Consider the following 10,854-nt stretch of genomic DNA (forward strand, 5'->3'; position numbering starts at 1 on the left):
ACTATCGGAAGAACCCGGCCAATGCCCAGGCGATCGGCTGCGGTCCATTCAAGCTCAAAGAGTGGGTGCGAGGCTCGCACGTGCATCTGGTCAAGCACGAAGGCTATTACCGCCCGGGCGAACCGCACCTCGACGAGATCATCTACCGCGTGATCCCCGACTCGGCGTCGCGTTCGGTGGCGCTGGAGCAGGGCACCGTGCAACTGACCCAGTGGACCGACGTCGAAGCGTTCGACGTGCAGCGCCTGTCGAAGCTGCCGAACCTGGACATGACCACCAAGGGCTATGAATTCTTCGCGCCGCATCAGTGGCTCGAATTGAACAACCGCATTGCACCGATGAACGACAAGCGGTTCCGTCAGGCCGTGATGTACGCCATCGATCGCAAGGCGCTGCTGACGCGCGTGTTCTTCGGCCTCGGCAAGATCGCCACCGGCCCGGTCTCGTCGAAGACGCGATTCTACGAGAAGGACGTCAAGCAGTACGAGTATTCGCTCGACAAGGCCAAGGCGCTGCTTGACGAGATGGGCCTGAAGCCGGGCGCGGATGGCAAGCGCGTGACGCTGAAATACCTGGTGCCGCCCTATGGCGAAAGCTATCAGCGCACTGGCGAATTCATCCGCCAGTCGCTCGGCCGTGTCGGCATCGACATCCAGCTCGAGAGCACCGATGTCGCCGGCTGGGCCGACAAGTGCAGCAACTGGGATTTCCACATGACCATGAACCTGGTCTACCAGTTCGGCGATCCCGCCCTCGGCGTCGCCCGTACCTACATCTCCTCGAACATCAAGAAGGGCATCCTGTTCTCCAACACCGCGGGCTATTCGAATCCGGAAGTAGACCGGCTGTTCGAGGAAGCGGCGGTGGCGACGTCGGATCTCAAGCGCCAGGAATTGTACTCTGCCGTGCAGAAAATCCTGATCGAGGACGTGCCGGTGGCGTGGATGTTCGAGGCGGAATATCCGAACTTCATCGACAAGCGTCTCAAGAACGTCGTGTCGACGGCGATCGGTGTCCATGAAACCTTCGGATCGGTATCCTACACGTGAGCGCAATGTCTGCTGATGCCAAAGGCGGTCGCCTGTTCGCCCTGATTCTGGCCTTCGCGGCGTGGGCCGTGAAGTTCGTCGCGGTGGTGCTGGTCATCGCCACGTTCAACTTCATGCTGGTTCATGCTGCGCCGGGAGATCCTGCCCAGGTGATGGCCGGGCAGAGCGGCGCGTCCGACGAGAAGCTGTTGACTCAGCTGCGCGCCGAATACGGCCTCGACAAACCTTATCCCGTGCAGCTCGCCACCTACCTGAAGCGGATCGTGACCCTCGACCTCGGCTACTCCTATCGCCAGCAGCGCACCGTAGCGTCGCTGCTGATGGACCGCATGCCGGCGACGCTGCTGCTGACCGGCACTGCGTTCCTGCTGGCGCTGTTTGCCGGCATCGTGCTGGGCACCCTCGCCGGTGTCCGTGCCGGAAAATGGTCGGACACCTTGCTGACGGTGGTCTCGCTACTGCTCTATGCCACACCGGTATTCTGGCTTGGCCTGATGCTGGTGCTGCTGTTCGCGGTGCAGCTCGATTGGGTGCCGGCGTTCGGATACGTTACCATCGGTGTGGCGCAGACCGCGTTCGAGCGCATGCGTGACATCCTGTGGCACCTGATCTTGCCGGCGTCGTCGCTCGCTGCGGTTTATCTGGCGATCTACACCCGCCTGATGCGCTCCTCGGTGGTCGAGGTGACTCACCAGGACTTCATCAAGACCGCGCGCGCCAAGGGATTGAAGCAGGGTCGCATCATCATGCATCACATCCTGCGCAACGCCATGCTGCCGATCGTCACCGTGGCCGGCATGCAGGCCGGCGCGCTGGTCGGCGGTGCGGTGGTGATCGAGACCGTGTTCGCCTGGCCAGGCCTCGGCCGTCTGACCTACGATGCGCTGTTGCAGCGCGACTATCCGGTATTGCTCGGGATATTCCTGGTGATGTCGGTGCTGGTCATTTTCCTCAACCTGGTGACCGATGCGATCTACCGCGTCATCGATCCGCGCGTCGCCGTGCGGACGGCGTCGTGAACGGGACTTTGTCATGACAACCCTCAGAGCGTTTCTGCGCAACCCGACCGGGATGGTCGGGCTTGTGATCCTCCTTGCCATCGTGATTCTCGCGGCCTCTGCCCCGTTCGCGTTTCCCGACGATCCCTGGGACATGGTTGGCGCACCGTTCCAGCCGCCGCTGTCGGAGGGCCTGCTGCTCGGCTCCGACATGCTTGGCCGCGACGTTGCTGCCGGCATCGCCCATGGTGCGCGCATCTCCCTGCTGATCGGCGTCACGTCGACGCTGGCGGCGTTGCTGATCGGCGTCACCGTCGGCGCTATCGCCGGCTATTGGGGCGGCAAGGTCGATGAGGTGATGATGCGCATCACCGAATTGTTCCAGACCATTCCGGGCTTCATTCTCGCGATTCTGCTGGTGGCGACGCTGGGGCCGAAAATGTCTAACGTCATTCTGGCCATCGGCGTGGTCAGCTGGCCGCCTTTGGCGCGGCTGACGCGTGCCGAGTTCCTGCGCTTGCGCGGCCGCGAATTCGTCCAGGCGGCGGTCTGCCAGGGCGAACGCCCGCTCGTCGTGGTGCTGACCCACATTCTACCAAACGCCATCTCGCCGATCATCGTCACCGGTTCGCTGGCGGTTGCCAGCGCTATCCTGATCGAGAGCGCGCTGAGCTTCATGGGGCTCGGCGATCCCAACCTGATGTCATGGGGCTTCATGATTGGCTCCGCGCGCACCGTGATCCGCCAGGCCTGGTGGATGAGTGTGTTTCCGGGCGTGGCGATCCTGCTCACCGTGCTGGCCATCAATCTTGTGGGCGAAGGTCTCAACGACACGCTGAACCCGCGCATCTCACGCAAGCGATGACATCGATGAACGAACAAACTCTGCTTGCCATTGAGAACCTGTCGATCCGGCTGCCGGAGGGCGCCGACCGCGGCTTCGCGATCGAGGATGTCTCGCTCAATGTGAACCGCAACGAGATCGTCTGCCTGGTCGGCGAGTCCGGCTCGGGCAAGTCGATGACGGCACATGCGATCCTGCGGCTGCTGCCGGAGCGCGTGGGCATCGCCGCCGGCGCCGTCCGTTTCAACGGCAGCGACATCGCTGCTGTCGATGAAGCGGGGATGCGGCATCTGCGCGGCGGCGAGATTTCGATGATCTTCCAGGAGCCACTCTCTGCGCTCAATCCGCTGACGCGGGTTGGGCAGCAGATAGCGGAATCGATCATCACGCATACCAAGCCGGCGCTCTCCGGCGCGGCCGTCAATGCCCGCGTGCAGGAACTGATCAATGCGGTCGGCCTGCCGGACCCGGTGGCGCTGGCGCGCTCCTATCCGTTCCAGCTCTCCGGCGGTCAGCGCCAGCGCATCATGATCGCGATGGCGATGGCCAACAATCCGGCGCTGCTGCTGGCCGACGAGCCAACCACCGCGCTCGACGTCACCACGCAGAAACAGATCCTGGCACTGATCAAGCAGTTGCAGGCCGAGCGTGGCATGGGCGTGCTGCTGATCACCCATGACTTCGGCGTGGTGGCCGATGTCGCCGACAGAGTCGTCGTAATGCGCAACGGCCGTGTGGTGGAGCAGGGCACCGTCGACGAGGTACTGCGCCATCCCAAGAACGATTACACCAAGAGCCTGATCGCTGCCGTTCCCGGCGGACGCAAGCTGGAAAGCGGCAACCGCCAGATCGGCACCGAGCCATTGCTCGACGCCGCCGGCCTGAACAAGACCTTCGTGACGCGTCAGGGCATGTTCCTGCCGCCACGGCGCACGGCGGCGGTACAGAACATCTCGCTGAGCCTGAAGGCGCGCGAGACCATCGCGATCGTCGGCGAGTCCGGCTCCGGCAAGTCGACGCTGGGTCGCCTGATCATGCGGCTGATCGAGCCCGATACCGGCTCGGTGCATTTCGGTGGCGACGATCTGCTGGCGCAGCGCGGCGAACGGCTGCGTGCCATGCGGCGCAAGATCCAGATCGTGTTTCAGGACCCGTTCGCAGCCCTCGATCCTCGCCAGAAGGTCGGCGACGCCATCGCGCGCGGCCCGATGGCCTATGGCGCCTCGAAGGAGGAGGCGTTCGTTGATGCCCGTCGCCTGCTGGCCCGCGTCGGCCTGACCGAAAGCGCCATCAACCGCTATCCGCATGAATTCTCCGGCGGACAGCGTCAGCGGATCTGTATCGCTCGCGCGTTGGCGCTGAAGCCTCTTGTGCTGGTGGCGGATGAAGCCGTGTCGGCGCTCGACGTCTCCGTGCAGTCGCATATCCTGGCCTTGCTGGCAGAGCTGCGCGAGGAGATGAACCTGGCGATGATCTTCATCACCCATGATCTGCGCGTGGCCGCCGAGATCGCCGACCGCATCATCGTGATGCGGCGCGGCGAAATCGTCGAGCAGGGCGAGACGCAGGAAATCTTCCAGAATCCGCAGGACGCCTATACGCGCGCGCTGCTCGATGCGATCCCCGGGCGCGGAATGTTCGCGGGACCGGGAGCGCAGCTGGCTGACGTGGTGCCAGCGTAAGGGGTGTTGTTTCTGCGGGGACGTTAAGGTTGTGTTAACCGTGCTGTCGCACCCTTCGGTGGAATGCGGCGGAACCGGCGACACGAGCCGGCAGTCACATCCAAAAGCCGTCCGGTGTCATGCCCGGGCGGCTTTTTTGCTGCGCGGAAACCCCTTAACTCTAGCGCCTCCTGCGGCGTTATGCGCAATCCACAAGCGGCCGATGCCTAAAGAATTGACTTTACCAGATAGCAAAGTAATTTAATTATCTGACCCGAAGGAGCGTCAGACAACACGCTTCTACGAGGCGCGAAAGGTCGAGCACCCATGACGATGCCGCGCACGGAAGTTTTCGCATGATCGCCCAGCAGGTCATCAACGGCCTGATGCTCGGCGGCATCTATGTGCTGATCGCCGTGGCGTTCACGCTGGCGATCGGCGTGCTTAACTTTCTCAATTTCTCGATTCCCGGCACCTTCATGATCGGCGGCATGGTGTCGTGGGCGATGCTCAAGGTCGGCTGGCACTGGACGTTCGCCTTCGGCGGCGCGCTCCTGTGTGCCGCCTTCGTCGGGCTCCTGGTGTACTGGCTGACCTATCGGCCCTCCAGGAACAGCGATTCCGAAGTGCCGCTGGTCTCCTCATTGGGCTTCCTGGTACTGGTCGAGAACATCGCCATCATCTATCTCGGCTCCGACCAGCAGTCCTTTCCGCAGGTGATCGCCGACTTCAACATGCGGGTCGGCCCGGTGGTGATCGGCGGCGCGCAGCTGATCAGCCTGGTGGTTTCGCTCGGCGTCGTGCTCGGGCTCTCGATCTTCCTCAAGCGCAGCAATGCCGGTCGTCGCATTCGTGCCATTGCCGAGAACCGCGATACTGCAGCATTGCTCGGCGTCAATGTCGGCGCGCTGGTGCCGCAACTGTTCGTGTTCAACGCGCTGTTCACCGCGCTCGGCGGCATCCTGTTTGCGATCAGCTATTTGCAGGTCTCGCCGTTCATGGGCGAAAGCCTCGGCTTCAAGGGCGTCAGCGCTATGATTATCGGCGGCATGGGCAGCATCTGGGGCGCGATCATCGGCGGGCTCCTGATCGGCCTCGTCGAGGTGTTGTCGATCCAGTCGCTCGGCTCGGACTTCGTCAACATTTGCGTCTACGGGCTGCTGCTCCTGTTGCTGATCATCAAGCCCGAGGGTCTGCTCGGCAAGCCGGCGGCGAGGGACAAATTGTGATGAGTGGATATGCGCTCGGCATCCTCGTTCTGCTGTCGTTCAATGTGATCGCGGCCTATGCGGTGTATCTGCCGCTGGCGGCGGGACAACTCAATCTCGGCATCGCCGGCTTTATGGTGGTTGGCGCCTATGCGGCGTCGTTCCTGACCAACACCTATGGCTGGCCGGTGGCGGCCGCGGTGGCGAGCGGCGGCGGTCTGGCCGGCGCGGTGGCGCTGCTGGTGGCGATCCCGATCCTGCGCACCCACGGTATCTATCTGGCGCTGGCGACCTTCGCGCTGGGGCAGGTGATCGCGGCGATCTTTCTCAATCTCGAAGTGGTCGGCGGCGCGTCCGGTTACCCGGTCACCGTGCATATCGGTGCGGTCGCCGTGATCGGCACGGCGGTAGCGGTGGTCGCCTTGATGGCCTTGCTCTCGACCACGCGGTTTGCGCTGTATCTCACCGCGGTGAAGAGCGACCCGCTGGTGTCCGACCTGATGGGCATCGACATTCGCTTCATCAAGGTCGCGGCCTTCACGCTGGGCGCTGTCGTGGCTGGCGTCGGTGGCGGGCTGTATGCGCACTATTTCAACTATATCGAGGCGCAGTATTTCAGCGTCATGCTCAGCATCTATACCGTGCTCTACGTGCTGCTCGGCGGCACCCAGACGGTGTGGGGGCCGCTGGTCGGCGCGGTGATCTTCACCCTGATGCCGGAATTGCTGCGCGCCAGTGCGCAATGGCGCTACGCGCTGTTCGCCGTCTTCATCATCCTGTTCATGGCGGTCCGTCCGCAGGGGCTGGTCACCACCGGGATCGGCAGCGCTTTGCGCAGGCTGGTCTCGCGACCGGGAGCGGCACGATGAGCGGCGCAACTCCCTTCCTGTCGGTGCAGGGCCTCAGCAAATCCTTTGGTGGGCTCGACGTCATTCGCAACCTGTCCTTCGATGTCATGAAGGGCGCCTCGACGGCCCTGATCGGACCGAACGGCGCAGGCAAGACCACGGTGTTCAACCTGATCAGCGGCGTTTATTCGGTGTCCGCGGGCTCCATCGCGCTGGATGGCGTCGACGTCACCGCGATGCCCTCGCGGCAGCGGATCGGCGCCGGCATTGCGCGCAGCTTCCAGAACATCCGGCTGATGTCGCACCTCACGGTGCTCGACAACCTGCTGGTCGGGCAGCATGTCCGCGCCTCCGGCCTGTGGGACCTGTTGCAACCGTTCCGGCTGATCCCGAACCACCGCTGGATTCGCGATGCGATGCAGGAGCTGGAGGAATGCGGGCTGGAGCGCTACGCGCATGAGCGCATCAGCTCGCTGCCCTATGGCATCCGCAAGCGCATCGACCTCGTGCGCGCGACGCTGGCGAAATCGTCGCTCCTGATGCTCGACGAGCCCGCCGCCGGCCTCAACGCCACCGAGACCGCGGAGCTGAAGCAGCATCTGGATCTCCTGAAGTCGCGCGGTGTCACCCTGCTGGTGATCGAGCACGACATGCATTTCGTCAGCGCGATCTGCGGTCATGTCGTGGTGCTGAACTTCGGCGAAAAGATCGCCGAGGGCACATTTGCACAGGTGCAGACCGACGCAAAAGTGCGCGAAGCCTATCTCGGCACGGAGGAAGCGGCATGAGCACCCCGTTGCTGGAAGTCGCCAACCTTTCGGTCTCCTATGGCCGCGTCACTGCCTTGCGCGACGTGACGCTGCGTATCGACGAAGGCCAGATCGTCGCCGTGCTCGGCGCCAACGGCGCCGGCAAGAGCACGCTGCTGCTCAGCATCATCGGCGCCGTGAAGCCGCTCTCGGGCGATATCCATTTCGCCGGCCAAGCAGTGACGGCCCAGCCGATGCACCGCCGCGTCGGCCAGGGCATCGTGCTGGTGCCGGAAGGCCGCCAGATACTGATCTCGATGACGATCGAGGAAAACCTGCTGCTCGGCGCGCATCTGCGCACCGACACCAAAATCGTCCGCCGTGAGATGGAGGCGATCTACGACCGCTTCCCCAATCTGGCGACCCGCAAGGACCATCTTGCCTCCTGCCTGTCCGGCGGAGAGCAGCAGATGCTGGCGGTCGGCCGCGCGATGCTGGCAAAGCCGAAGCTCATGATGATGGACGAGCCCTCGCTCGGCCTGTCGCCTTTGTTCATTAACCGGCTGTTTGACCTGATTAAGGAATTCAACCGCGACGGCCTGAGCATTCTGCTAATCGAGCAGAACACCGGCAAGGCGCTTTCCGTGGCGCATCACGCCGTGGTGCTCGAACTCGGCCGCGTCGCGCTCGAAGGCGAACCGGCCAGACTGGCGCAGGATCCGCGGCTGCAGGAAGCCTACCTCGGTGGCGCCGCGACCTAACCCCCATCCGGATGATTTCCGTCCGATGTCCTCTCCAACCGAAAGAAGACTGTTCATGAACCGCAAAGTCCTGATGGCCACGGCCCTGTTGCTCGGCTCGACCGCCTTCGCCAGCGCCGAAGACCTCGTCATCGGCTTCACGATGGCCAAGACCGGCCCGTTCGTCAGCCTCGCCAACACCAACGAGATCGCCGTCGACATGGCGGTGGACGAGATCAATGCCGCCGGCGGCGTTAACGGCAACAAGATCAAGGTCGTCAAGTTCGACAGCGCCGGCGATCCGAAGCAGGCCGTGCTGGCCGTGCAGCAGTTCACCCAGGACAACAATGCGCTGGCCGTGGTCGGCCCGTTCTCGTCGAGCGAAGCCCGCGTCGCCTTCGCCACCGGCGAGCGTCTCGGTATCGTGCAGATGTCGATGTCGTCATCGGCCCCCGGCATTGCCGCGCCGTTCAAGTTCGCGTTCCGCAACACCGTCGATGAAGGCCTGGTGCTCGGTACCGTCCTCAAGACGATGGCAGCCAAGAACCTTCCGACGGCCTCCGCTGCGATTGCCTATGCCACGGACGATGCGGTGTCGAAGTCGGTCGGCGTCTCCGTGCTGCCGGGCTTGTTCACGGAAGCCAAGATCCCGCTGAAGGGTTCGGTCGACTTCCAGTACAAGGCGTTCGACCTGTCGCCGCAGGTGTCGCAGCTGTCGCAGTTGAAGGCCGATGTGATCGGCGTCGGCGCACCGCCGGAAGCGATGGTCAACCTCGCCAAGGAAATGAAGCGCCAGGGCGTCACCGGCCGTCTGATTGCCGGCACCACGGTCGCCGACCCCGATCTGCCCGCACGCTTCGGCGATGCCGGCGACGGCACCTTGATCGGCACCTCCTTCTACCAGGATCTCAACGACGCCACCCGCAAGTTCGGCAAGGATTTCGCCGAGCGCGCCACCAAGGCCGGCATGTCCCGCAAGGAGCCGAACCAGAGCGACGCGTCGTCCTATGACATCGTCTACATGTATGCCGAGGCGATGAAGAAGGCCAAGGTCACGGGCGCTGCCACCAAGGCAACCGAAGAGCGTGCCGCGATTCGTGACGCGCTCCGTGCCCAGAAGGACATGCAGACCATCGAGGGCAAGATCACCTTTGGCGAGAACGGCGACAGCATCAAGCCGATCTACGTCATCGAAGCCCGCGGCGGCCGCTGGAACCTGTTCGACAACACCGCGAAGTAACGCCGATGGCGGGGCGGGGAGGCTGTTCGCAGCCTTCCTGCCGGCCGGCGGAAAATCGCCGACGCTTACTTGAGGGAACTCTTCGTCGCGACGGCGCCGTTGTAGTCCAGCCGCCGGATCGCCTCGTCGGCGGCCTCGACCATACCGGCCATCAGCTTACGGAATTTTTCAAAATCGGCGGCCGTCAGGCCCCGGAACAGCATATCATTTACCGGACGTTGTACAGGCGCCAGTTCGTTCAGAAGTTCCCGGGCCTTCGGCGTGATGGTGAGGACGACCCGGCGGCGATCTTCGGCGTCGGTTTCCTTCTCGACCAGGCCGTTGGCTACCAGCTTGTTGATCTCGATCGTGATGAAGGCGCCGCTGAAATGCAGATGTTCAGCGACCTGATTGACGCCGACCTTCTCATTGTCGGCGCTGAGATGGGCGATAGCGATCAATACGGTATATTGCGTACCCGACAGCCCGATTACCGCGCCAAGCTGACTGCGGACGGCCTGCAACCTTGCCGAAAACGCCAGCGTATCGTGCAGGAACTGGCGAAAGGCGCGGTCTGTACCGCCGACCATCAGCTGCGCTCGGGTGATCGTCGGCTCGATCTTCACCTTTCGTGGTTTCGTCTTCATCGCGATTTTGTCCCCGCACGTCCCATCATCCGTATACCGGGCGTCCCAGTGACAAACAAGTTGTATGCAACGAGCGTCAGCTACGCGCGGCACGCTTGACAGCGTCGGATTTGAGTCGCACAACTAGCTTTGATACAAAGCTAGTTAAGACCCTCAGGAGTGGTTGATGAGCGCCGCGTCAGACCTCGATCCCCGCGCTTTCCGGCAGGCGCTCGGGCAGTTTGCTACCGGCGTCGCCGTGATCACGGCGGAAGGCCCGGACGGCAGCGCCATCGGCCTGACCATGAGTTCCTTCAATTCGGTCTCGGTGGACCCGCCACTGGTGCTGTTCTCGATCGACCGCAAGGCCTTCAGCCTGAAGGCGATGACCGAAGCCAAGGGCTACGCCGTCAACATCCTGGGGCGCGACCAGGAGCAACTGTCCAACAAGTTCGCCCGTGCGCTGGGCGACAAATGGACGGCGGTTGAGCACACGCTCGGCCACATGGCCGCCCCCCTGATCGCCGGCGCCCTGGCGCATTTCGAATGCACACCCTACGCGCATTACGATGGCGGCGACCACGTCATCTTTGTCGGCCGGGTGGTGCGGTTCTCCACCTATCCGGTCAACGAGCCGCTGATCTTCTTTCGCGGCGCCTACCGAAGCCTGCAAAGCACCGAGCGCAGCCCGGAATGGCCGCTCCCGATGCACTACTGAATACGACACGCACCGCACAAAACCGAGGCAAACCATGATCAAGACCGGCCAACAGCACATCGCCAGCCTGCGCGACGGGCGAGAGATCTACATCGACGGCGAACGCGTTGATGATGTTACCACCCACCCGGCATTCCGCGGCGTGGTCGCCTCGATCGGGCGGATGTTCGATTTCCAGAGCGCGCCGGAAAACC

The 10,854-nt window shown here is 63.3% G+C and carries 12 protein-coding genes; 11 read left to right on the forward strand and 1 reads right to left on the reverse strand.

Annotated features, from left to right (window positions below; genetic code table 11):
• The 9 genes from JWQ24_RS16910 to JWQ24_RS16950 all read left to right on the forward strand — a co-directional run.
• Positions 1 to 1,049, forward strand: a 1,049-nt coding sequence (locus tag JWQ24_RS16910) for an ABC transporter substrate-binding protein (RefSeq protein ID WP_299810349.1), incomplete at its 5' end; no start/stop codon positions are given.
• A 5-nt stretch (positions 1,050 to 1,054) separates the two neighbouring features.
• Complete coding sequence (locus JWQ24_RS16915) at positions 1,055 to 2,068, forward strand: ABC transporter permease (RefSeq protein WP_299810352.1); 1,014 nt, start codon at positions 1,055 to 1,057, stop codon at positions 2,066 to 2,068.
• A gap of 13 nt (positions 2,069 to 2,081) precedes the next feature.
• Entirely contained in the window at positions 2,082 to 2,912 is an 831-nt protein-coding gene (locus JWQ24_RS16920) for an ABC transporter permease (protein ID WP_299810355.1), read from the forward strand.
• Between the two features lie 5 nt (positions 2,913 to 2,917).
• Positions 2,918 to 4,573 (forward strand): ABC transporter ATP-binding protein, encoded by a 1,656-nt coding sequence (locus tag JWQ24_RS16925; protein ID WP_299810358.1) that lies wholly within the window; start codon positions 2,918 to 2,920, stop codon positions 4,571 to 4,573.
• Between the two features lie 335 nt (positions 4,574 to 4,908).
• Positions 4,909 to 5,781 carry a branched-chain amino acid ABC transporter permease gene (locus tag JWQ24_RS16930; RefSeq protein ID WP_299810361.1) on the forward strand — a complete coding sequence of 291 codons (873 nt, stop codon included), beginning with the start codon at positions 4,909 to 4,911 and terminating at the stop codon, positions 5,779 to 5,781.
• On the forward strand, positions 5,781 to 6,629 hold the full coding sequence (locus JWQ24_RS16935; protein ID WP_299810364.1) for a branched-chain amino acid ABC transporter permease: 849 nt from the start codon (positions 5,781 to 5,783) through the stop codon (positions 6,627 to 6,629). The genes JWQ24_RS16930 and JWQ24_RS16935 overlap by 1 nt, the downstream gene beginning before the upstream one ends.
• Entirely contained in the window at positions 6,626 to 7,396 is a 771-nt protein-coding gene (locus tag JWQ24_RS16940) for an ABC transporter ATP-binding protein (RefSeq protein WP_299810367.1), read from the forward strand. Before JWQ24_RS16935 ends, JWQ24_RS16940 begins: the two co-directional genes overlap by 4 nt.
• Positions 7,393 to 8,118, forward strand: a complete 726-nt coding sequence (locus JWQ24_RS16945; RefSeq protein ID WP_299810370.1) for an ABC transporter ATP-binding protein — start codon at positions 7,393 to 7,395, stop codon at positions 8,116 to 8,118. The genes JWQ24_RS16940 and JWQ24_RS16945 overlap by 4 nt, the downstream gene beginning before the upstream one ends.
• A 55-nt stretch (positions 8,119 to 8,173) precedes the next feature.
• A complete protein-coding gene (locus JWQ24_RS16950; protein WP_299810372.1) occupies positions 8,174 to 9,337 on the forward strand; it encodes an ABC transporter substrate-binding protein in 1,164 nt (387 codons plus the stop codon).
• 65 nt (positions 9,338 to 9,402) lie between these two features.
• Here JWQ24_RS16950 and JWQ24_RS16955 read toward each other — a convergent pair whose 3' ends face one another.
• Positions 9,403 to 9,942, reverse strand: a complete 540-nt coding sequence (locus JWQ24_RS16955) for a MarR family winged helix-turn-helix transcriptional regulator (RefSeq protein ID WP_299810375.1) — start codon at positions 9,940 to 9,942, stop codon at positions 9,403 to 9,405.
• A gap of 187 nt (positions 9,943 to 10,129) precedes the next feature.
• On the opposite strand from JWQ24_RS16955, the gene JWQ24_RS16960 reads away from it, so the two are divergent.
• Together JWQ24_RS16960 and JWQ24_RS16965 are read left to right on the forward strand one after the other, a co-directional pair.
• The gene (locus JWQ24_RS16960) at positions 10,130 to 10,660 is read left to right on the forward strand and encodes a flavin reductase family protein (RefSeq protein WP_299810377.1); all 531 of its coding nucleotides are present in this window, start codon (positions 10,130 to 10,132) and stop codon (positions 10,658 to 10,660) included.
• A gap of 34 nt (positions 10,661 to 10,694) precedes the next feature.
• The coding region (locus JWQ24_RS16965) for a 4-hydroxyphenylacetate 3-hydroxylase N-terminal domain-containing protein (protein ID WP_299810378.1) at positions 10,695 to 10,854 on the forward strand (160 nt) is incomplete at its 3' end.

It is taken from the genome of Tardiphaga sp., assembly GCF_028290495.1.
In the GTDB taxonomy this organism is placed as follows: domain Bacteria; phylum Pseudomonadota; class Alphaproteobacteria; order Rhizobiales; family Xanthobacteraceae; genus Tardiphaga.